At 63.1% G+C, this 22199-nt stretch carries 25 protein-coding genes; 13 read left to right on the top strand and 12 right to left on the bottom strand.

What is annotated here, in order from left to right; all coding sequences use genetic code 11:
* Positions 1–46 precede the first annotated feature (46 nt).
* From Q8P46_08430 to Q8P46_08395, 8 genes are all read left to right on the top strand, one after another.
* Positions 47–433, top strand: coding sequence for an aldo/keto reductase (locus Q8P46_08430; protein MDP2620190.1), 387 nt, complete (start codon positions 47–49; stop codon positions 431–433).
* 141 nt (positions 434–574) lie between these two features.
* Positions 575–934, top strand: a complete 360-nt coding sequence (locus Q8P46_08425; GenBank protein MDP2620189.1) for a PRC-barrel domain-containing protein — start codon at positions 575–577, stop codon at positions 932–934.
* Between the two features lie 158 nt (positions 935–1092).
* Positions 1093–1371 (top strand): hypothetical protein, encoded by a 279-nt coding sequence (locus Q8P46_08420; protein ID MDP2620188.1) that lies wholly within the window; start codon positions 1093–1095, stop codon positions 1369–1371.
* A 276-nt stretch (positions 1372–1647) separates the two neighbouring features.
* Positions 1648–1848, top strand: coding sequence for a hypothetical protein (locus Q8P46_08415; GenBank protein ID MDP2620187.1), 201 nt, complete (start codon positions 1648–1650; stop codon positions 1846–1848).
* A gap of 343 nt (positions 1849–2191) precedes the next feature.
* Positions 2192–2644: a thiosulfate oxidation carrier protein SoxY gene (locus Q8P46_08410; protein MDP2620186.1), complete on the top strand. Its 453-nt coding sequence runs from the start codon at positions 2192–2194 to the stop codon at positions 2642–2644.
* 21 nt (positions 2645–2665) lie between these two features.
* Complete coding sequence (soxZ, locus tag Q8P46_08405) at positions 2666–2992, top strand: thiosulfate oxidation carrier complex protein SoxZ (protein MDP2620185.1); 327 nt, start codon at positions 2666–2668, stop codon at positions 2990–2992.
* Positions 2946–3371, top strand: a complete 426-nt coding sequence (locus Q8P46_08400) for a hypothetical protein (protein MDP2620184.1) — start codon at positions 2946–2948, stop codon at positions 3369–3371. Before soxZ ends, Q8P46_08400 begins: the two co-directional genes overlap by 47 nt.
* Positions 3368–4633 carry an NAD(P)/FAD-dependent oxidoreductase gene (locus Q8P46_08395; GenBank protein ID MDP2620183.1) on the top strand — a complete coding sequence of 422 codons (1266 nt, stop codon included), beginning with the start codon at positions 3368–3370 and terminating at the stop codon, positions 4631–4633. The genes Q8P46_08400 and Q8P46_08395 overlap by 4 nt, the downstream gene beginning before the upstream one ends.
* 5 nt (positions 4634–4638) lie before the next feature.
* On the opposite strand, the gene Q8P46_08390 is transcribed toward Q8P46_08395, so the two are convergent.
* From Q8P46_08390 to Q8P46_08345, 10 genes are all read right to left on the bottom strand, one after another.
* Positions 4639–6825 (bottom strand): heavy metal translocating P-type ATPase, encoded by a 2187-nt coding sequence (locus tag Q8P46_08390; protein ID MDP2620182.1) that lies wholly within the window; start codon positions 6823–6825, stop codon positions 4639–4641.
* Positions 6822–7535 carry a sulfite exporter TauE/SafE family protein gene (locus tag Q8P46_08385; protein MDP2620181.1) on the bottom strand — a complete coding sequence of 238 codons (714 nt, stop codon included), beginning with the start codon at positions 7533–7535 and terminating at the stop codon, positions 6822–6824. The genes Q8P46_08390 and Q8P46_08385 overlap by 4 nt, the downstream gene beginning before the upstream one ends.
* 72 nt (positions 7536–7607) lie before the next feature.
* Positions 7608–7730, bottom strand: coding sequence for a hypothetical protein (locus tag Q8P46_08380; GenBank protein ID MDP2620180.1), 123 nt, complete (start codon positions 7728–7730; stop codon positions 7608–7610).
* A gap of 164 nt (positions 7731–7894) precedes the next feature.
* Positions 7895–8116 carry a hypothetical protein gene (locus Q8P46_08375; protein MDP2620179.1) on the bottom strand — a complete coding sequence of 74 codons (222 nt, stop codon included), beginning with the start codon at positions 8114–8116 and terminating at the stop codon, positions 7895–7897.
* Positions 8070–8264, bottom strand: coding sequence for a hypothetical protein (locus Q8P46_08370; protein MDP2620178.1), 195 nt, complete (start codon positions 8262–8264; stop codon positions 8070–8072). Before Q8P46_08370 ends, Q8P46_08375 begins: the two co-directional genes overlap by 47 nt.
* Positions 8265–8266: 2 nt before the next feature.
* Positions 8267–9937, bottom strand: a complete 1671-nt coding sequence (locus tag Q8P46_08365; GenBank protein ID MDP2620177.1) for a cbb3-type cytochrome c oxidase subunit II — start codon at positions 9935–9937, stop codon at positions 8267–8269.
* Positions 9934–11385, bottom strand: a complete 1452-nt coding sequence (locus Q8P46_08360; protein MDP2620176.1) for a cbb3-type cytochrome c oxidase subunit I — start codon at positions 11383–11385, stop codon at positions 9934–9936. Before Q8P46_08360 ends, Q8P46_08365 begins: the two co-directional genes overlap by 4 nt.
* A gap of 160 nt (positions 11386–11545) precedes the next feature.
* Positions 11546–12007, bottom strand: coding sequence for a hypothetical protein (locus tag Q8P46_08355; GenBank protein ID MDP2620175.1), 462 nt, complete (start codon positions 12005–12007; stop codon positions 11546–11548).
* A 14-nt stretch (positions 12008–12021) separates the two neighbouring features.
* Positions 12022–13158 carry a metallophosphoesterase gene (locus tag Q8P46_08350; GenBank protein MDP2620174.1) on the bottom strand — a complete coding sequence of 379 codons (1137 nt, stop codon included), beginning with the start codon at positions 13156–13158 and terminating at the stop codon, positions 12022–12024.
* A gap of 135 nt (positions 13159–13293) precedes the next feature.
* Entirely contained in the window at positions 13294–14013 is a 720-nt protein-coding gene (locus Q8P46_08345) for a carboxypeptidase regulatory-like domain-containing protein (protein MDP2620173.1), read from the bottom strand.
* A gap of 331 nt (positions 14014–14344) precedes the next feature.
* On the opposite strand from Q8P46_08345, the gene Q8P46_08340 reads away from it, so the two are divergent.
* The 3 genes from Q8P46_08340 (at position 14345) to Q8P46_08330 (ending at position 17229) form a co-directional block, all read left to right on the top strand.
* Positions 14345–14914, top strand: coding sequence for an SCO family protein (locus Q8P46_08340; GenBank protein ID MDP2620172.1), 570 nt, complete (start codon positions 14345–14347; stop codon positions 14912–14914).
* A gap of 351 nt (positions 14915–15265) precedes the next feature.
* The gene (groL, locus tag Q8P46_08335; protein ID MDP2620171.1) at positions 15266–16906 is read left to right on the top strand and encodes a chaperonin GroEL; all 1641 of its coding nucleotides are present in this window, start codon (positions 15266–15268) and stop codon (positions 16904–16906) included.
* 125 nt (positions 16907–17031) lie between these two features.
* Positions 17032–17229 carry a hypothetical protein gene (locus Q8P46_08330; GenBank protein MDP2620170.1) on the top strand — a complete coding sequence of 66 codons (198 nt, stop codon included), beginning with the start codon at positions 17032–17034 and terminating at the stop codon, positions 17227–17229.
* Positions 17230–17528: 299 nt separating this feature from the next.
* Here Q8P46_08330 and cueR read toward each other — a convergent pair whose 3' ends face one another.
* The gene (gene cueR, locus Q8P46_08325; GenBank protein ID MDP2620169.1) at positions 17529–17939 is read right to left on the bottom strand and encodes a Cu(I)-responsive transcriptional regulator; all 411 of its coding nucleotides are present in this window, start codon (positions 17937–17939) and stop codon (positions 17529–17531) included.
* Between the two features lie 214 nt (positions 17940–18153).
* Here cueR and Q8P46_08320 point away from each other — a divergent pair, with 214 nt between their 5' ends.
* Both Q8P46_08320 and Q8P46_08315 read left to right on the top strand, forming a co-directional pair.
* The gene (locus Q8P46_08320; protein ID MDP2620168.1) at positions 18154–20631 is read left to right on the top strand and encodes a heavy metal translocating P-type ATPase; all 2478 of its coding nucleotides are present in this window, start codon (positions 18154–18156) and stop codon (positions 20629–20631) included.
* 272 nt (positions 20632–20903) lie between these two features.
* Positions 20904–21539 carry an IS6 family transposase gene (locus Q8P46_08315; GenBank protein MDP2620167.1) on the top strand — a complete coding sequence of 212 codons (636 nt, stop codon included), beginning with the start codon at positions 20904–20906 and terminating at the stop codon, positions 21537–21539.
* A 95-nt stretch (positions 21540–21634) separates the two neighbouring features.
* On the opposite strand, the gene Q8P46_08310 is transcribed toward Q8P46_08315, so the two are convergent.
* Positions 21635–22199 (bottom strand): methyl-accepting chemotaxis protein (locus tag Q8P46_08310; protein ID MDP2620166.1); only part of this gene is annotated, 565 nt, incomplete at its 5' end.

The raw sequence follows: 22199 nt of genomic DNA, 5'->3' as shown, positions 1-22199 counted from the left end.
TGTCACATAGGCGACGGTAGCAGGGAAACGCGAGTAAGGCCGAGGCATGGGCATGCGTTCGGTCGGCCGGTCCGACCTAAAGGTCTCCGTTCTGGGGCTTGGCTGCAACAATTTCGGTGGGCGTCTTGCGCGGGGTGCACCGGTCCCCGAGGGATCACGGCTTGCCAAGACGAAGCCGCTCGCGGACATGTTCATGACCGACCGCAATTTCGAACTGGCGGAGCGCTACCGGACCTTCGCCGCCGCACGCGGCCACAGCCTGCTCGATCTTTCCATTTCCTGGCTTCTCGCGCGCAAGCCGGTGGCCAGCGTCATTGCCGGCGCGAGTTCACCGGAGCAGCTTGAAGCCAACGCAATGGCGGTCGGCTGGGCGCTTTCGTCCGAGGATCTTGCCGAAATCGACCATTTGGCGGAAGCCAGTAACAGTAGCTGAGACGAGAGGCGCTTGGCGTGACCGAAACCGAAGGCCGTGCGTTAATGATAATTCCATCCTGCCAGGGAACCATTTCCCGATTCGCGGGTTTAGAGATGCGTCCAGGGGCAACACCTAGACAAGCGAGGAAAGGAAGAAGCTATGTGGAAACATTTCGTGACCCTGGGCGCCCTGGCGTTCGCGCTTTCGGCTGCTCCAGCGTTTGCACAGCAGACACCGTCTGAGAGTCCCCAGCAACCGCCGGCCGCCTCCGAGCAGGCCGCCCCCATGGGCGACCTCACAGGCCTGGAGGTCTACAGCTCCGACGGTCAGAGGCTTGGCACCGTGGCCAAGGCCGAAGCCAACGCCGGATCCATTCAGATCGATATCGGCGGTTTCCTTGGCATCGGTCAGCGGACCGTCGAAATCAGTGCCGACCAGTTCAAACAGATGGACAATCGCGTCGAGCTGTCATTGACCGCGGAAGAGGCGTCGCAGCTGCCCGAGGTGACGGCCCAGTAAAGAGCTCACAACCTCGAATGACCGGTGCAGGCCGCATCCCCCTCCCCGCGTGGCCTGCACCACTTCCGCACTCCGGGCTCGATGTCTCAGATGGATTGGTTTTTCCGGTTAGGCCGATGCTCCGGCCGCGCCGCCGTAGCCGGCAGGGGACTGGTGAGATGCCAGACAATAGCGACGATAAAATCGCGGCGTTGCGCTCGCAAATTGAACAGCGCCTTCGAGAGCAACTAGCGCGACATAAGAGGACCAAACCACACATCGATCATTGTCAAATAGTGGACATGCAGATCAAACAGGAGTGCGAACGGCTAGAGCTGATGGCTTTCGATTTCGATAATGAGGGCAAATTTGGCACGGCCAACGTCGTGCGATTGCTGATTGATGACTACTTACCCAAACTCGCGCACGAGCTGAGGCGGCCCTGGTTGTTAGGTTGAGACGTTTTCCTGAAGCGTTCCCATCTTTTTGGAGATTTTGGCGACCCTGCTAAGGTGTATCGGATTTATTGACGACGCCACAATGAACTCCTGCTCTGTTAGCAAGTGTGCTTCCTCCGGCGTCCTGCCGCCAAGCGCGGAATGCAGACGCATGGTATTGCAGAACGCGATCCGGTTCTTGATGACGCGGCGGTCATGAAAGCACCCGCTCAATCGACAAGGTAGACCGCTTCGTGCTTCAGCGACCACCCAAGCTGCTCGGCGAAGGTGTGGTTCATGCAGCGCCTGCGGACCGTGGCCGCAGAGGAGGACGCTGATCACAGCAACATGATCATCGTTTTGAATGCATCAAGGGAGGAGCTCGAAGCAGCCCCGACCTTCGCCTATCTGGATGACCGGCACATGTCGCTGGCGGATCCAGATGGCTCGGCGAAGCCCGCGAACGAGACGGGCTCGAGCCAGCAGAAGAGCAACTAGTCTCCCGCTCAGTCCAATGCTGATCGACTGATCCGCGATCGGCCCGGCGGGCCGCCGGATATCCGGCGGCCCGCCGGGCCGTCTTTGTCGGCTTCCATTGCCTCGAGCGAAACAACATCAACAGGAAAGACCTCGGCGCCCAACTCCGCAAGGGTGGGACGTGTCGGCCTGATGAATTTCGCTCACCACTTGGCGTCATCACGTTTAGGCGTGGCCGCCGCACGATAACGCAATGAGAGCTAATGAAGCGAGAGAGAGGAATTCTTTACGCGGCGAAGGCCGACGTGTAACCTCTTCATGGCGTGACTGGATTAGGTTGGATTAGCCGGGGAGATTGGGGTCGATGGGCTTGACGCGCCGTGATCTGTTGGTGGCCGGCTCTGTCGGGGGTGCCGCGTTTGCGAGTGCCATGCTCTTGCCGCAGCGTGCCCGCAGCCAGGACGACACTCTGGAACTCGTCAAGCAGCTGATGGGACGGCCGGCGGTGGAATCCGATCGCGTGCACCTCGCGATGCCGGCGGAGTTCCCGACAGGCTATACCGTGCCCATGGAGCTCAGCGTCGACAGCCCGATGACCGAGGCCGACCATGTGAGGCAGGTCCACGTCTTCGCGCCCAAGAACCCGATCGTCGAAGTCGTCAGTTTTCGTTTCGTCCCGCGGCGTGGCGTCGCCCGCGTTTCGACGCGCATCCGCCTTGCCGAGCCGCAATATGTCGTTGCCGTGGCCGAGATGAATGACGGCAATTTGCTGATGGCCAGGACCTGGGTCCATGTCGCCACCAATGGCTGCGCCTGACATCCGTGAGGGAGGCGGAATGTGACCACCCCCACACCGCGCGTGATCGTTCCAAGCTCTGCCGCGGAAGGCGAAATCTTTTCCGTCAGGACCATCATCAGTCATCAGATGGAGACGGGGCTGCGGCTGGATGAGCGTGGCGAGGTGATTCCGCGTAAGATCATCAACAGGTTTATCTGCCGCTATGGCGGCGTCGAGGTGTTCGGCGTCGACCTGCACGAGGCGGTTTCGGCCAATCCCTTCTTCGAATTCCACCTGCTGGCGACGGAAAGCGGGCGGCTGGAGTTCATCTGGGAAGAAGATGGCGGTGCCGTCTATTCCTTGGTGCACGAACTCATTGTCACTTGAGATGCCCTGGCAACCGAAAGGCAAGAGCGCGCGTTTCCGCGAGGGAATGGGGTCTCGAACGCTGCTGCTCTTCGCACGTCCGATTGCCGCAGGCTTGGTCCTTCTCGCCAGCCACGCAGGCGCGGGGGCTGATGACGGCCAGGGCCCCCAGATCGCTGCGATGTGCGCGTCCTGTCATGGCCCAAGCGGCAGCGACCGGGGAATTCCCGCTATCGCTGGCTTGGATGAGGAGAAAATTATCAAGGCAGTACGGGCCTATCGCGCGAACGAGCAACCGAGCCACGTCATGCACGCCGTCGCTTTAGGGCTGACCGAGGCGGAGCTTACCAGCGTGGCACGCTATCTCGCAGCGCTTGGAAAGGACGCGACCCTGCCATGACCGTCTTGACGCGTCGGCAGTTCAGCAGCCTGACAGGGGCGGCGTTGTTGGCCCCCCTTGCACCGCGGATTGCGCGCGCCCAGGGCAAACCCCGGGTGGTCGTGATCGGCGGCGGCATCGGCGGCGCCACGGTCGCCCGATACCTCGCCGGGACCGCGGCAATCGACGTGACGCTGGTCGAACCGAAGCGGCGATACGTGACCTGCTTTTTCAGCAGTCTCTACCTTGCCGGCCTTCGCTCGCTCAATTCGCTCAGCCATGGTTACGAGACGCTGGCGCAGCAATATTCCGTCAAGGTCGTCCCCGACCGGGCGACGGCGATCGATCCGGCCGCGAAGACCGTTGCCACGGAAGGCGCCGGCAAGTTGCCCTATGACCGGCTGGTGCTTGCTCCGGGCGTCGCCTTCAAATTTGACGGCATCGAAGGCTATGACGAGGCGGCCAGCAAAATCATGCCCCATGCATGGAATGCCGGACCGCAAAGCGAGCTGCTCCGCCGGCAGATCGAAAGCATGGAGGACGGCGGCGTGTTCGTCATCGTCGCCCCGCCCGATCCGTTCCGCTGCCCGCCGGCCCCTTACGAGCGCGCGTCCCTGATCGCTTATTATTTCAAGCAGTACAAGCCGAGATCGAAGATCCTGATCCTCGATGCGAAGGACCGCTTCTCAGGCCAGGAGCTGTTTCAGGACGCCTGGGCGCGCTACTATCCGGGCATGATCGAATGGTTGCCTGCCCAGTTTACCGGCGGCGTCACGGCGGTTGACGCGAAAGCTCGATGGGTGGTGACGGCAGGCGAAACATTCAAGGCCGCGGTTGCCAACGTCATCCCGGCACAGATGGCCGGGGATTTGGCCCGGCAGTCCGGCCTTGCCGACGCATCCGGTTGGTGTCCGGTCAATCCGGTCAGCTTCGAATCTACTCTGCTGCCCGACATCCATCTTGTGGGCGACGCGATCATCGGCGGCGACATGCCAAAATCCGGCTTCTCCGCCAACAGCCAGGCCAAGGCTTGCGCCTTCGCCATCGCGGCCTCGCTCACCGGGTCTGAGCGCTTCCCGCCGCATCTGTTCAACTCATGCTACACGTTCCTGGCGCCCGACGATGCGTTCACCAATGCCATCAACTTCGCGCCCGACGGCGGGAAGATCAAAACCGTCAATAGTTTCATCAGCAAGGTGGGTGAAAGCGCGGAGTCCCGCCGCCGCATCGCCCACCAAGCCGTCGGCTGGTACGCGGCGTTCAGCCAAGACGTGTTCGGCTGAGCCGTTCAGCTCTCCTTGATCGGCGGCCCGACGATGATCGGAACGCCGAGGTCACGACGGGGGCTGTCGACTGTCGCATCCGGGGCTGAACCTGGAACCGCCGGAGGTGCGGCTTCGGGTAGCCGCTCCAGCCGCAACGAATTCACCACCACGAGGAAGCTCGAACCGGCCATGACGGCCGCCGCGAGGATCGGCTGCAGAAGCCCGAGTGCGGCGGCAGTCAGGGCGATGAAATTGTAGCCGAAGGCCCACATGAGATTGGTAAGGATGGTCGCCCGCACCGCGCGGGCCACGTCGACGACCCAGGGCAGCATCCACAATCCGCCCTGCGGCAGCACCAGCGCCGCGGTCTCGCGGGCGAGATCGGTGGCCGAGCCGACCGCGATGCCTACATCCGCCGCCGCCAGCACCGGGCCGTCGTTGAGGCCGTCGCCGACCATCGCCACCAGGCCGTGGCTCTGGCGGAATCTGTCCAGGGCGCCCTGCTTGTCCTCCGGCGAAAGGCCTGCCTGAATCTCCCCGAGCCCGACCGCCGCCGCAATCCGCCGCGCCGCCTGCGCCAGATCGCCGGTCATGAGTGTCATGCCAAGGCCGCGGTTTCTGAGCGCTTCGACCGTCGCGCGCGCCTCCGGAAGCGGCGAGTCGTCGAGTGACAGCACGGCATGGACGCGGCCGCCCCACCCAACGTAAACGACCGAATAGCCGCTCGTCTCGAGCGTCTGCGCACGTTCCTTAAGGGCCGGCGCAAGCGGCCAGCCGAGATCGCTCATCAAGGCGCCGTTGCCGGCCGCCACGGGCTCGCCGTCGGCGCTGCCCAAGATGCCGCGGCCGGGCACGATGCGAACGTCGCTGGTCGCTATCGGTTCGAGATCGCGCGCCGCCGCGGCCCTGGCGATGGCACGGGCCAAGCCATGCTCGGAATGTCGCTCCAGACCGGCGGCGCGCGCCAGCACCGCGTCCGGTCCGACGCCCTCGGTATCAATGGCGACGAGGTGCGGCCTGCCCGAGGTGAGGGTTCCCGTCTTGTCGAAGGCCATCAGTCGCACGCCTGCCAGAGCCTCGATGACGCCGGGGTCGCGGACCAGGCAGCCGCAGCGCGCCAGCCGGCCGATGCCGATGGAGGTCGCGAGCGGCGCCGCCAGCCCCACCGCGCACGGACAGGCCACCACCAGCACCGCGAGTCCGACGAGCAGCGCCCGGTCGAACGGCAACCAGGTTGCCCAATAGGCGACGCTCAGCCCGCCGAGCGCCAGAACGAAGGGTACAGAGACCGTAACCACGCGGTCGGCAATGCGGTGGATCGGACTGCGGCGCGACAGCGCCTCGCGAACGGAGCGACAAATCTGTGCCCACCGTGTCGCAGTGCCGGCGCCGCTGCTTCGGATCAGCAACGGGCCGTCGAGATTGATGCTGCCGGCAATCACGGACGCGCCGGCACTCTTCGGGATCAGCCGGCTCTCGCCGGTGATCACCGCCTCGTCGGCGTGGGAAACGCCCTCGATGACCATACCATCGATCGGTATGCGCTCCCCGGGCCGGACCCGCACCAGCGCGCCGGCGGTGACCTGCCGCACCGGGCAACGCGTTTCCACGCCGTCATCGACCACGGTCGCGATTTCGCTTTCCGCCTCCAGGAGAGGTTCGAGGTCGCGCGCGGCCCGGGCGCGCCCGGAAGCTTCGAGATAGCGGCCAACCGTAAACAGCATCAGCACCATCGCCGCGGTGTCGAAATAGACATGCGCGCCGCCCTCAATGACGGCAACAGCGGAGTAGAGGTAGGCGGCACCCACACCGATAACGATGAGCGCAGAGGATGTCAGACGCCCCGCAAGACCATGGTGCAGAGTCTCGCGCAAAAACGGGCCTCCGAGAATCACGACCGCCGGGGTGGCGAATATCCAAAGCAGGAGGTGAATCCACGGCAGCATATGGGCATCGACGCCGGTGAACGTGTCCGTGTAGAGCAGCAGGCTGAAGAGCATGATGTTCATGGACAGAAACGCGCCGACCCCGAGGCGGATCAGCAGCCAGGCTGCTTCCGATTCCTCGCTCCTGCCGTGCTTCACCTGAAAAGCGATGCAGCAGCCGTAGCAACAGAAGGCGCAATCCTCGCCGTTCAGCGTGCGCCGCATGGCGCGCCGCCCGACCGGCAGCAGGCAATGGCTGCACAAGGCCTCTGCCTGTACCGTCATATGAGATGGTCTCCATGCAGCATGCCGACGGGAAGGACGCCGCGCCCGAGGGTGATCAGGCCGAGTAGCAGAATAAAGCTGCCGGCAACCCACACGCCGCGTTGCCGCCAGACAGGTCCGAGCGCCCGCCCGACGCCGCCCATCATGAGCATTGCCGGAAAGGTCCCGAGCCCGAACGCCGCCATGGTGAGGAAACCGGGAAGCGCGCCGGCGGTGCTGGCTGCCTGAGCCACGAAGGCATAGACAAGAGGGCAAGGCAGGAAGCCGTTGAAGACGCCGAAGGCAAGCGGAGCCGCGGGACCCGGCGCCGTGAGCAGGTAGCGCAGCGAGCCGGCAAAAATGCTTCCGCCGAGGCCGACCGTGACCCGATGCAGCCCCTGCAGCAGGCCGAAGAACTGCAGCGCCATCGTGACCATGAGTAGCCCGGCGACGATCGCCAGGATGCGCTGGGCGGCATCGAGGGAGCCCCCCAGGAGCGGGGCCGTCGACACGCCCTCCGTGGTGCAGATCACCTGCCCCAATGCCCCGGCCAGCCCGCCCAGGAAGCAGTAGGTGGTCAACCGGCCGCTGTTATAAAGAAGGTGGCGTACGATCGTGGCGCTGGGTCCATGCCGGTCACGGCCCAGCGCGCAGGCGAAACCGCCGCACATGCCGATGCAATGGAAGCTGCCGGCGAAGCCCGCCGCGAAGAGGACCAAATAGTGAGTCATGGCAGCTTCTCTCCTGTCGCCGCCCGGACCCTAACATACCAACACACCGGGAAGGCATCGGGCCCCGCTACCCTACTTCCAGACGAAGTAAGCCACCCAGATGAAGAAGCCGATGTGAAATACCGCGCCGCCGACGAAGGCTATAACTTGCATAATGCTCGCATCGGAGAACGAGAAGACTGTATTGGCAAGCATGCTCTCCTCCGGATCAGAAATAGGTTTTGGCCACGTTGAGCGACAGCTCGGTGAACAGGAAGAGCAAGTTCAGCGCCGCTATGGCTAAGACGATCCTGGCTGCCAACATTTCCCGCTCCACTCCTTGGACTTTTCAGTTCGCGACTTGCAACGAGCGGCGATCGTCAAATCCGTCCTGGCCCCACGCCGCCCCAATATTGGTAACCGTAGTAGAGCGCCCAGGCGAAAAGGACGATGTAGACGACCAGCAGCCACACCGGAATGTATCCGTGATGCGCCTCTATATAGCCACCGGCATACTCCTCCATTTCCTCGTGCGAGCTCTCGGCCGCCGCCGAATTAGGCTGCTTCGCGCTCGCGGGATCGCCGCTCTGCCTGTCGCTCATTTTCCATTTCCCTCTCGTAGAACCTCATAGACACCTCATCGGCATTGCTCATGGCGCCGGAGAGCACGCCCCAGATGAAGAGGCACAACGCGCCAAGGCTCATCATCAGAGCGCCGACATAGGGGCCGGTGACTTCGAAACCGAACATCGTCATTCTCCTTGGGCGAGGCGTCCCCCGCCGGGCTCTTGCCCTTCTTCGCCATGGCCGACCGTCATGCCCCCGCCTGGAGCATAGGCCTTCTCCGGGGTAGGCGCGTCAAGCTCGAGGTCGTTGAGTGCCGAGCGATCCGCGTTCGATAGGGTCAGCGGCTCGAGCGTCAGGGGGTCTTTGTAAGCGGACAGCGCGAGAACGTAGTAGGATAGCGCCCAGCGGTCCTCCTCTGGCAGTGAATCCTGGAAAGACGGCATGGGCGTGCCGCTCAACCCGGTCGACATGGTCCGGAAGATGTCTTCAACCGCCGGCCCAGACTTGAACTGGCCGCTGGTGAGATCCGCGGGCGGAATCGGGAAGCCGAGATCATCCTTCAGCCCGGGCGCTTTCTCGCCATCGCCCTTGCCGGTGTCGCCATGGCACTCCCAACACTTAGCGACTTGCCAGACTTCCTTGCCGCGCGCGAGGAGCTGTTCGGAAGGAGCCGGCGGCTTTGTGATAAGCAAGGGAGCGCCCGGCGGCTCCTCGATGAAGAACGCATAGGGGTTCGATGGAGACGACCGGTCGACCGCCAGCTCGTACTTGATATACTGAATGACCGCCAGCCGATCATTGATCGGCAATTCGTGCCACGCCGGCATCGCCGTACCGCGCACCCCGCGCGTGATCGTGCGCAACAGATCACCGTCGGTCGGCAGCGGCTGCCGGGTCAGCCTGAACTTGAAGACCGCCGCCGTGAAGTCGCGCGGGCGCTGCTTGTACATAAAGGTGGCAGCTGGCCCATTGCCGTTGCCGCTGACGCCATGGCAGCCGAGGCAGCGCCGCTCGTAGACTTCCTTGCCGTAGGCAATCCATTCCTCCGAACGCGGCAGCGTGACATCGATGACCTCCAATTGCTGCGGTTCGAACAGGTCGCGCCACTTGCCGCGGTTCATGCCGAGCTTCTGAACATAGGCGACGAGAGCCTGCAGCTCTTCCGTCTCGGCTGCAATTCTGACCGTATCGCCTTCGTATTCGTCATTCGGCGTCAGGATGACCGGTGCCTTTTCGCGCGCCTCCATCGGCACGAACAGGAGCCCGTCGGCGTTCGGCGTCAGCGCGATCCGCTGTTCGCTGGCAAAATTGAACAGCCGTTCGGTGACCGGCGTTCTTTCCAAGGTGCGGTTGCCTGCGTCGTCGTCGACGACCTGCACCGGCGCGGCGGGCTCTTCGAACATTCCGCGATAGGGCGCCATCACTGAATCCGGCGAGAGCATCCGCGGATCCCAGAAATGGGCGAGATGCCACTCGTCGCCGTATTTGAGCCCGACCCGCATCAGGTCCGGACCGATGCGTCGCGTCCCGAACAGATGCGGCACGTCGTAAGCAAATTCGCCGGACTCCGTCACCGGCCCCCAGCGGCGGGTCTCGCCGGTCACCGGGCGCACGTATTGGGAATGGCAGTACCAGCAGCCTTCGCGCAAATAGATGTCGCGGCCAAGCTTTTGCAGCGGTGTGTAGTCGGTGGCCTCCGATACCAGCCATTTGAGCTGGCCGAAATCGGTGCGGACAACCTTGGTCACTTTGGTGGTGCGCGCCGAAGGTTCGACGAAGGGCAGGATGCCTTGGGTGAACACCGCGAGGAAGAAGAAGCCCACGCCCGCCACCAGGGCGACAAAACGCGCGCTCATCGGGCTGCCCCGCCCTCAGGCGCCGGGCTCGCGCCGCGCGCCCCGACGGGCTCGCTGCCCTCCGCCGGCCGCGCGAGCGCCGTCATCATCAAATTGATGACCAGCAGCGACATGCCGATGTCCATGCTGATCCCCGACAGGGTGCGCACGAACCAGTAGGGCTTCATGTGCAAGATGGAGTCGACCCATTCGACCCCGTTCATCCACTGGAAGCCTTGGTTCAGGCCGCCGGCGGTGAGCACCAGGCCCATGGTGGAAATACCGGCGGTGATCAGCCAGAAGGACCAATTGCCCATGCGGAACGACCAAAGCTCGCGTCCCCACACCCTCGGCCACGTATAGACGAGGCCGCCGATCGCCCAGACCACGAAGGTCCCGAACACGGTGAGGTGCGAATGCGAGATGACGAAGTCGGTGAAATGGGTCGGCTGCTGGACCTGACGCAGCGCCTCGGTCGAGCCCTGGAAGCAGCCGAAGAGATACATGATCGAGCCCATGATCAGGAACTTCGCCGGCAAGTTCCTGCCGAACTCGTGCCACTTGCCCATCATGGTGCCGAAGAAGTTCACCAGAACCGTCCACACCGGAATGATTAGCAGCATGGAGGTGACGATCGCAATCGTCTCGGCCCAGTCGGCGATCGGGCTGTAGAGGTAGTGATGGATGCCGACAAAGGGATAGAACAGCGCCAGTGACCAGAAGCCGACGAGCGACAGCTTGTGGGCGAAAAGCGGATTGCGCGCGCTCACCGGCAGGTAATAGTAGATCAGCACATAGCCCGCCGGGGTAAGCCACAGCCCGACGATGTAGTGTATGTAGAGGCCATGGAAGGCGGCGCTGTTGATGCCCGAGATCGTGTAGGGCAGGATGAAGCTGCCGAGCACGAGGTTCATGGTCGTCCAAATGAACGCCCCGATCAGGTACCACAGCGCAACGTAAAGCGGAGGTTCCAGACGCTGGGCTATGGTGATCAGGAATTGCACGGTGGCGATAGCCACGACGGCGAAGATGGGAATTTCGGCAAAGAGCGGCAACTCGCCGGCTTCCAGTCCGTGATTTTCACCGAAGGCGAGCGAGATCAGAGCCGCCGCCAGCACTAAGTTCCAGACCCAGGCCAGCGGCACGCCCAGTTGGGGCCACGGGACCCGCACCCCGCAAAGACGCGGCACCAAATAATAGCATTCGCCGATGAAGAGCGCCGAAAAGGCGCCAAAGATGACGCCGTTGACATGGATCGGCCGCAGCCGGCCAAACGTCAGCTCCAGATTCCCGGTCCCCAGATACTCCGGATAGTTGAACAGGCCGGAAATGGCGACGCCGACCGATGGCGTCACTATCAGCCAAAACATGCCCCAATAAAGCCAGATCCGTACAACCGGCCAGTCGACCAGCTCATCCAAGTCGACATCGGCAAACTTACCACGCAGCACCACGCCCGTCTCTGCCATGGCCCGCCTCCTCCCTCGATCGCGCGGTCTCGCGCCGCGCCAACCTATTTGATCGAACCTCCGACCGCCCGACATCGGGAACGATCCCGATGTCGGGCCGATGCGGGCCCCGGGGGCACACTGCTATGTAAGCCGGCGTCCCGCCGGCCATCGAAGAAACCTAATACTTGCCTGGCACGAGCACCGAACCGGCGTTCGACCAGGTGATGTAGGCTTCCAGGGCCTTCATCGCGGCCGACTCAGGATCGATCTTCTCTCCCTGGTTCGGCTTCTCGATGCACCAGTTGATCATGTCCCGCAGCGTCGCGAATTTACCAATCTGCGCCTGGAACTTCGGGTACGAGTGCGGGTGGGTGTCCGCGGCCATCGGATGACACATGGCGCAAGCCCACCCCGTGGTGGAGAGGGTAACGCCCAGCTCCTGCGCGATCGCTGCATCGCCATGGAACAGAAGATCTCCTTTTTTGACCTCGTCCATGAACGCCTCTTGATAGTTTTTCAACTGCTGCGGTGTCACGGGATCCTTGTGGGCACTGGCCGGCCCGACGAGGGCCGCGGCCGCGAAGGCTCCGGCGATGGCGGCAGGCCGCAGAAAGCAGAGGAATGTCGATTTGGTTGTCATAGTCATCCCTCCTTCTAGAATGGCCACATATTGTCGGCGATCCGCGGCCTCAGGGTCTCCTCGATGCTCTTGGCGTAGTCCGCTTCGGACTGAACGAAGACCTCCTTGCGGCCCCACATGATGTATTCGGCCTCGACCCGGTCATTGGCCGCCACATCGATCTTGCCCCAGCCGACACCATCGAAGTGATCGCCGGGGTCAACGCGGATCATCGGCTTGGTGAGCTTCGGCACGCCCTCCGGCGCGTAGGGCCACGGCCAAGAGGTCGCCAGCATGCCGATCGAGCGCAGGGTGCCGATCTCGTTATACAGCACCTGGTGCACGTGACCGTGGATGTTGGTGACCTTGGTATATGGCTTCAGAACCTCATTCACGTCACGCCAGTCACGAACCCAGAAGTTCCAGGGCGGATAGTATTCGTAAAGCGGATTGTGGGTGAAGATGATGATGGGGCTCGCCGCATCCCAGCTGGAGAGCGTCTTCTCCAGCCAGTCAAGCTGGTCGCGGCCCACGCCGGCCCACGCCCCGGCAACGGTGCCGTCGAGGGTCGCCATATGACCCATCCGCTCCTCTGGCGTCATGTTCTTCGCCGTCCAATAGTCCGGTCCGCGGCTCACCGTGTCGAGCCCGATGAAGCGCACGCCCTTATGGTCGAACGTCCAGGTGGGATCGCCAAATAGCTCGCCCCACTTCTTACCCATGTCGAGATACCAGTCGTGTTCGCCCGGTATGTAGTGCTTCGGGATCGTGATATCCTTAAGCAGGTCGACACCCAGCTCCAGTTCCTCGACTGTTCCGAGCTGAGCCAAGTCGCCGCCGAAGATCAGGAAGTCGGCTGGCGGATCCATGGCCTGGACATCTTTCGCCGCGCGCACGACCTTGTCGACGAAACGCGTGTTGAGCGACCTCGGATAAAGATGCGTGTCCGAAATCCAGGCGAACTTGAAGGGCGCCTCGGCGGCGTTGGCGACATCGATCGTGTTGAGCAGCGGCCACCATGCGAAGGTCTGCCCTACTGTGGCGGCGCCGAACAAAAGCGATTTGTGAATTAAGGTACGACGAGTGATTTGGAGCGAGTCGTCGGGGCGCACTCCGGGCTTTTGCAGTACCGCGTGCATTTTCCGACGTTCGCGGTCAAGCTCATCAGACATGGCATTTCCTCCTCCCTTAAGACCGCTCAAAAAGCATTGGTCACGACATAGGTAAACGCAGCAACGTGTCCGCGTCATTATTTTCTTATTTATTCTCCGCTTTACTCTTCCTTATACTTCAGTCATTCTTGCGTTTTACTGCTTTTTCAGTTCGATCTCTAAATTGGTGGGCTGGCCGCCCTTTATGGTCACGGGCATTTCGACCGGCCCGGTGAAGGGTTGCACCGCCACGAGCGTGTAATCGCCCGGCGGGACGTCGGTTATGCTGAATTTGCCGTCAGGTCCGGTGACGGCGTAGTAGGGGTTATCCACGACGTAAATCCAGCCTTCCATCCAGCCATGCGCGTCGCAATCGACGCGGACCGTGCCGGTGCGCGGCAATTCGGTCGGGATTCGCTGTCCCTGGTTCGGCAAGGCCAGGTTGAAGACGGTGCGCCTGCCGTAATAGCCGTGCGTGTTGTGCAGCACCGGGTCTGAGTTGACGACCTCCAGCGGACCGGCGGGAACGACCTGAACCTCGGGCTCGAAGCGGCATTTGATGTTGTCCAGGACGGGCGTCTGGCCGGCCGTCGGCCATTCCTTGCCGGAGTCCACCTTGACCAGATACACTACCGCGCTCTCGACCGACTGGCCGCTCCCGACCCTGACCAGCGGCTCCTCGCGGGGCTGTCCGCACACCTCGACATCCTTGGTCGGGATGATCTTTTTCGTTGGAACCGTGCCGCGATAGACGACGACACCTTCGATGGAGCCGCCTCCCGTGACTGAGCTCACTTCATAGGCTTGAGCGGGAGCTTGGGTTAGCGCCATCGCGCCGATGACGAGCAGTCCGGACAGAATGAGATACTCCCTCACGCCATTTCCTCTTCGGTCACACTTGAAATTTTTTATTAACTTTAATTAGAATATCTCTAGAATCAAGCGCAAAATGACGCCGTGGGATAAAATTGGGCCGCCCGTGGGATAAGACCAGGCGTTAGAGTGATCCCGGCGGGGCTGGTCGCATGCGCGGCCGGTAACCGGCGGGCGTTTCAAGCGGCCAGGGGGCCGTTCAGGCCTAGCTTGTCGGCGCCACCGAACCGCCCTAATCTGCCGCTGCCAAACACCCGGGGACGGTTGCTCGCGGCTGCGGAGGCATGCGATGTATCGACGGAGAAAACCTCTTCGCGCTTCGATTTTGGGCCTCATGACGCTCACCGGAATGGTGTTGGCGGCCGCGCTCATCATAAGCAAGCTGCCCACGCATGCCGCGACGCCGGTGACGGTCGGCGGACCCTTCACGCTCACGGCCCCGGACGGAACGACGGTGACCGACGAGACCTATCGCGGCAAATGGCTTCTGGTTTTCTTCGGTTACACTTTTTGTCCCGACGCCTGTCCGATGACGCTGGGCGAATTTGCCGGCGCGCTTACGGAACTCGGTCCGGACGCCGCAAAGGTGCAGCCGATCTTCATCACCGTCGATCCTGAACGCGATACGCCTGAGGTGATGGGGCAATACACCGAGGCATTCGATCCGCGCATCGTCGGACTCACCGGCACGCCGGAGCAGATCGCCGCCGTGTCGCAGGAATATGGCGCCTACAGTTTCAAGCACAAGACCGGCGCTAACAGCGAAGCCTATCTCGTCGATCATAGTACTTACATTTACATTATGAATCCTCAGGGCGACTTCGTGCAAGGGTTAGACTTTAACACGCCAAGTAATGACATTGCAGATACTTTGCGTACTATTATGGCGGAATCGGGCGGATGAGGGTAGCTCTGGCGCGATTCGTGGATGGGACGAATTTCCAGGTGTATGGATCAGTTCGCATCACGATGAGCCCCGCCGCCCGGCTTCGCGCGTCTGGCCGGGGACCGCGCGGGGAGCACGTCAATGACCCAGCCGTGGTGAAGAGGAACCGAGCGGCTAGGCATTGCACCCCCACCCTGCCATGAGAGCCTCAATGATCGATCGGCACGTTGCAGCAATGATCGCACGGGTCGACATGTGGATGCGGTTCGGTCTGCCACGGGACAATCTTGCCGACGCGGCCGGGTAACGCCGTGTCGGCGCCAATCGCGTCGTCGCAAACAGCGCTAACAGGTGCCAGGGAGGAAAGTCGTGCAAGCCAAGGAAATCAAATTCTCGTTCGAGGCGCGCGACAGAATGCTGCGCGGCATCGAGACACTCGCGCATGCGGTAAGAGTCACGCTTGGACCCAGGGGGCGGAACGTCGCGGTCGATCGGTCCTTCGGGGCGAAGATCACCAAGGACGGGGTGACCGTCGTCAGAGAGATCGAACTCGGCAACCGTTTCGAGAATATGGGAGTCCTTCTGGTGCGGGAGGTCGCCGCAAAGACCTCCTATCAGGCTGGCGACGGCACAACCACCGCGGTCGTGCTTGCTCACGCGATCGTTAGGAACGGCGCCAAGGCCGTGGCCGCCGGCATGAACCCCATGGACTTGAAGCGCGGCATCAATCGCGCGGTCGAAGCCGTCGTCGCGCAGCTCAAGAAGAACGCCCGCAAAGTCACCTCGAATGTGGAGATCGCACAAGTTGGCACCATCTCGGCCAACGGCGACACGGAGATAGCAGGCTACATTGCCGACGCCATGCAGAAGGTCGGCAATGACGGGGTGATCATGATCGAGGAGGGGACATCGCTTAATACCCTTCTTGACATCGTCGAGGGCATTCAGTTCGACCGCGGTTACATCTCCCCCCATTTCGTCACCAACCGGAACAGGCGGCTGGTGGAGATGGAAAATGCCTACGTGCTGATCAGCGAGAAGAAGCTTTCGAGCCTCGACGAATTGCTGCCGCTCTTGGAGAAGGTTGTTCGGGCCGGCCAGCCGTTGCTTATCATCGCGGACGATTTCGGGGGCGAGGTCACGGCCGCGCTGGTGGTCAACAAGTTGCGCGGCAGTCTCAAGGTCGCCGCCGTCAAGGCCCCGGCTTACGGCGACCTCCGCAAGGCGATCATGCAGGATATCGGGTTGATGACGGGGGGAACGGTGATCTCGGAGGATCTCGGCCTCAAGCTCGAGAATTTGTCCCTCGATGTCCTCGGACTCGCAAAGAAAGTGACGATCGACAAGCAAAACACCACCCTCGTCGAGGACGGCGGCAAGAGGGCGAACATAAAGGCCCGCATCGCCGAGATAAGGGCCCGGCTTCAGGAAACAACCAGCGACTACGACCGTGAGAAGCTCCAGGAGCGGCTTGCGAGGCTCTCCGGCGGCATCGCCGTGATCCGCGTCGGTGGCGCCACCGAAATCGAGGTTAGGGAGAAGAAGGATCGCATCCGCAACGCGATGTACGCCACCCGAGCCGCGGTCGAAGAGGGCATACTGCCGGGTGGCGGGGTCGCCTTGCTGCGGGCCAGCAAGATTGTCGGCAATCTCCGGACCGACAATGACGATCAAAATGCCGGCATCGAGATTGTCAGGGACGCAATCACCTGGCCAGCGCGGCAGATCGCGATCAATGCCGGAGCGGACGGCTCTGTCGTTGTGGGCAAGATCCTCGAGAGCAACCATTATGCCTACGGCTACGATGCCCAATCGGGCGAGTACGGGGATCTGATAGCCCTTGGCATTATTGACGCCACCAAGGTCGTGCGCTCGGCGCTTCAGGGCGCGGCTTCGGTGGCGAGCCTCCTCATCATGACCGAAGCCATGGTGGCCGAACTGCCAGGCCCGCCGCCGCCCGAGCTTCCCGGTCACCATGATCACGATGATCATCTCGATATCGAATTCTAACCCGGATCTCTCACAGTTGGCGGACCCTGGTTTGCCGTTTCGGCGCGGCAGATGCATGTCTGTCCGAATATTCGACCCTCATCCCCGGCACCCTGGAGGCCGTCGAGGAATGCGGCCGGCTGGGCATGAAGATCGGCTCGACCACCGGCTATCTCCCGGAGATGATGGAGATCAACCAGAAGGACGCGGTCGCCTGGGCGCGCGCGGAGGACCTGCACGGGCGACTGATCGAATGCGCGGTCGAAGGCTTTGCGGAGTCCGGAGGTGCGCGACCCGGTGTGTGGCAAAACCACCGATCTGGCCGAGCCCACAGCCATGGTTGATCACCGCGGTTGGGGATACTTTTTCTGCTCGATCACTTGCCGCGACGCTTTCCTGAGGGATCCCGAATGGTTTGCGAATGGGCGAGCGGCGCTTCGTCCGAGAGGACGGCGAAACGAAGGCTGATCCATGCGAGAGCGTCGGCCCAATTCCCCGTTCGGGCGAACAAGAGCCCGATCGGTCGATCATGGGCAGTCGGGTTCAGGCGTCCATGCGACAGAGACGCCGTCGAAATCGGCAGCGCACCTCGGTTCGGGCTGGAGCGGCCGGACGGAGCCGGCCGTTCGCGTGGAGTTTGCGGTCACCCCTGCGAATTGCGGACGTCGTGTCCACCTGCGAGGTCATCGAGGATCGGGCAATCCGGGCGATGGTCGCCGCGGCACGACTCCACCAGTTCGCGCAGTGTCCGCCGGATGGACTCAAGCTCGGCGATCTTGGTCTCCACGCGGAGAAGATGGTCCCGCGCGATGCGCCTGACCTCGGCGCTCGCGCGCTGCTTGTCATCGTAGAGCGAGAGCAGCGTCCGGCAGTCCTCGACGGTAAAGCCGAGGCCGCGCGCACGGCCGATGAATGCCAGCGTGTGCAGGTCGCGCGGCGCAAAACGCCGGTAGCCGTTTTGCGCCCGCTCCGGCCTGACAAGCCCGATATCCTCGTAGTATCGAATCGTCTTGGCCGGAAGCCGGCTGATATCCGCAACGTCCTTGATGTTCATTGCTCGGTCCTACTTGACGCGTGACTGGCGATAATTTGGGGTTTGCCGCCGCTGGAAGGTCAAGTGCGACAATCTGTCTCTTTCGGCGTCCGAGAATCTCGCCCCCCAACCGTTGACCTTCCAGTTAATGGAAGGCGCATATCGCTGTGTGCGCCAGGCCCGGGCGAACATCGGGCCTCTGCCGGTGAGTTTTCGAATTGAGAGGAACGAACCGATGTCTGCCCACGAGCACCACGCCGCCGCGGCCTCAACGGCTCAAACCGTCATTCGCGACCCCGTCTGCGGCATGACCGTCGACCCGAACGCGGGCAAGCCGACGCATGAGCATGACGGGCATCTGTATCACTTCTGCTCGAAGGGTTGCCGCGAGAAGTTCGCCGCGGCGCCCGGCGACTATATCGAGGCCGAGGACCTCGTCTGCGGCATGACGGTGAACCGGGCGAGCGCCCGGCACATGACGAAGCATGCCGGGGAACGGTTCTATTTCTGCTCCGCCCGCTGCCGGGAGAAGTTCGAGGCCGAGCCGGAGAAATACCTTGGGGATCGCCCGGTACCCGAGCCGATGCCGAAGGGCACGGTCTATACCTGTCCGATGCACCCCGAGATCGAGCAGGTCGGCCCCGGCGAATGCCCGATCTGCGGCATGGCGCTGGAGCCCAAGGGCGTGCCGACCGGCGAGGAAGGTCCGAACCCGGAGCTTGTGGACTTCAGGCGCCGGTTCTGGGTCGCCGTGGCGCTGACGGTGCCGCTGCTGGTGCTGACCATGCCGCCCTATCTCGGTTACGCCCAGATCCGCGAGTTCTTCGGCGAGGCGACCTCGCTGTGGATCGAACTCGCGATCAGCGCACCGGTGATCCTGTGGGCCGGCTGGCCGTTCTTCGTGCGCGGCTACAGATCGTTCCGCACCATGAACCTCAACATGTTCAGCCTGATCGGCATGGGCGTCGGCGCGGCCTTTATCTTCAGCGTCGTGGCGGTGCTGGCGCCGCAGATCTTCCCGGCCGGGTTCCGCGACGCAGAAGGCAATGTCGGGGTCTATTTCGAAGCCGCGGCGGTGATCGTCACCCTGGTGCTGCTGGGTCAGGTGATGGAGCTCACCGCGCGCGAGCGCACCGGCTCGGCGATCCGCGCCCTGCTCGATCTGGCCGCCAAGACCGCGCGGGTGATCCGCCCGAACGGAACCGAGGAGGAGATTCCCCTCGAGGAGGTCAAGGTCGGCGACCGGCTGCGGGTGCGGCCGGGCGACAAGGTGCCGGTGGACGGCGAATTGGTCGAGGGCCGCTCGTCGATCGACGAGTCGATGCTCTCGGGCGAGCCGATACCGGTGGAGAAGGTCGCCGGCGACCCGGTGACCGGCGCCACGATCAACGGCACGGGGTCTTTCGTCATGGAGGCCAAGCGCGTCGGCGCCGACACGACACTGGCGCAGATCGTCGAGATGGTCGCCAACGCCCAGCGCTCGCGCGCGCCGATCCAGAAATTCGCCGACATGGTGGCCGGCAAGTTCGTGCCGGCGGTCATCGCCGTCGCCATCCTCTCCTTCATCGCCTGGTCGATTTGGGGGCCTGATCCGGCTTACGCCTATGCGCTGGTCTCGGCGGTGGCGGTGCTGATCATCGCCTGCCCCTGCGCCCTGGGCCTCGCAACCCCGATGTCGATCATGACCGCCACCGGGCGCGGCGCCCAGGCGGGCGTGCTGATCAAGAACGCCGAGGCGCTGGAGCGTTTCGCCAAGGTCGACACGCTGATCATGGACAAGACCGGCACCCTGACGGTCGGCAAGCCGAAACTGGTCGCGGTGCTGCCCGAGGCGGGGCATGAGGAGGACGAGGTGCTGCGCCTCGCCGCCAGCCTGGAACGAGGCTCGGAGCATCCCCTGGCCGAGGCGATCGTCGCCGGGGCCGAGGAGCGTGGCGTGAAACTTGCGAATGCGGAGGATTTCGAGGCGGTGACCGGCAAGGGCGTGAAAGGCGTTGTCGACGGCAAGTCGGTGGCGCTGGGCAACGCCAAGCTGATCGTCGATCTCGGGCTTGACGGCGGTCCGCTGGACAAGACCGCCGACGCCCGCCGCGACCAGGGCGAGACGGTGATGTTCGTGGTGCTCGAGGGCAAGATCGCCGGCCTGGTCAGCGTCGCCGATCCGGTGAAGGAGACGACGCCCGCGGCGCTGAAGGCACTGCACAAGCTGGGCTTCCGCATCGTCATGGCGACCGGCGACAATGAGCGCACGGCGAAGGCGGTGGCTGGAAGGCTCGGCATCGACGAGATCCGCGCCGACGTGCTGCCCGAGGACAAGGTCCGCATCATCAAGGAGTTGCAGGAGCAGGGCCGCAAGGTCGCGATGGCCGGCGATGGCGTCAACGACGCCCCGGCGCTGGCCCAGGCCGATGTCGGCATCGCCATGGGCACCGGCGCCGACGTGGCGATCGAGAGCGCCGGCTTGACGCTGGTGAAGGGCAATCTCGACGGCATCGTTCGCGCGCGCAAGCTGAGCCGCGCGACCATGCGCAACATCAAGCAGAACCTGTTCTTCGCGCTGATCTACAACGCCGCCGGCGTGCCGATCGCGGCCGGAATCCTTTACCCGTTCCTCGGCATTCTGGTGGGGCCGATCATCGCCGCGTTCGCGATGAGCGCGTCGTCGGTGTCGGTGGTCAGCAACGCGCTGCGCCTGCGTTCGGTCAAGATCTGAGAAAAGGATCGACCATGGCGCAGCCATCCGCCGTGATGGCGCTGGAGTGGGGACCGGAAGGAAGCGCGGGGCGAGGGCAAGCGGGCATAAGGATCATCCACTGGGAAGCGAAAGGAACGGGGCATGATATCCCGCTCCACGCGGTCGGCCGGGCTGTGTCAAAGGAAACTGGCTTGAGGCGGTGGGGCGGTTTGCGTAGCGTCTGGGGATGACAAATCCATTCCGCTATTTCAAGACTTCGCCTGAGATCATCCGCCTCGCGGTGATGATTTATGTCCGCTTTCCCCCTGTCGTTGCGGCAGGTCGAAGATCTGCTCCATGAACGCGGCATCGACATCGGCCATGAAACGATACGGGCCTGGTGGAACCGGTTCGGACCGATGTTTGCGGCCGAGATCAAAAAGAAGCGGTCGGCGTCGATGCGGCGCATGCCGCAGTGGTGCTGGCATCCGGATGAGGTTTTCGTTCGGATCGACGGTGAAATCCACGACCTCTGGAGGGCCGTCGATCATGCAGGAAAAGTCCTTGAGGCGTTTGTCACAAAGAAGCGAGATCGCGGGGCTGCACTCAAATTTCCGAGGAGAGCCATGAAGCGATATGGTCGTCCAAGGGCGATGGTGACGGACCGGTTTCGCTCATACCGGGCAGCCATGAAGGAGGTCGGCAACGAGGCGCGCCAAGCGACCGGCCGCGGGCTGAACAATCGGGCCGAAAATTCACATCAGCCGTTCCGGCGACGAGAGCGCGCAATGGCGAAATTCAGGAGCGCGAAATCGCTGCGGAAATTCGCCTCGATCCACTCTTCAATCCACAACCATTTCAATCAGGAACGGCATCTCTACAATCGAGAAAACTTCAAGGAGAACCGTGCCGCCGCTCTCACCGAGTGGCGCCAACTTGTGGCTTGATCGTGGGAGATCCCCCGCCTTCGTAGACTGGGTCGCTTTCCTCTGACAAAACCACCCGAACCGCTTCCATATCCGGTCAGGAGTTTCGGCCGCGCTCAGACGACCCGCACCTCGCCCAGGAATTCGTCCACATTTGCGCGCAGAGCAATTGCCTGCTCGGCGAGGGCTTCCGCCAGTTTGCTCACATGCTCGGCGGTATCGCCGGTGTCTTCGGCTGCGTTGTTCACTTCGGTTATGTTTTCAACCCCGCTGCGCGAGCGGTTCGCGGCGCGCTCGACATTCTCGGTGATCTGGCCGATCACCGCGTGCTGCTCCTCGACCGCGCTGGCGACCAGCTCGGCGATCCGCGACATCTCCTCGATGACGCCGCCAACGGTGGTGATGGCCTCCGCCGCGGCCCCGGCGGTGCCTTGGATCTCCTTGACCTGCGTGGAGATTTCCTCGGTCGCCTTGGCCGTCTGGGTGGCCAGCGCCTTGACCTCGCTGGCGACGACCGCAAAGCCGCGCCCGGCCTCGCCGGCGCGGGCCGCCTCGATGGTCGCGTTGAGCGCCAGGAGATTGGTCTGCTCGGCGATGTCCTGGATCAGGCCGACGACCTCGCCGATGCGGTTGGCGGCGTCGGACAGGCCGCGCATGGTCTTGGTGGTCTTGTTCGCCTCG

The sequence above is a fragment of the Hyphomicrobiales bacterium genome (assembly GCA_030688605.1).
Classification (GTDB): domain Bacteria; phylum Pseudomonadota; class Alphaproteobacteria; order Rhizobiales; family NORP267; genus JAUYJB01.
Note: the sequence above shows the minus strand (reverse complement) of the source record. Positions and strands in the feature narration are given on the sequence as shown.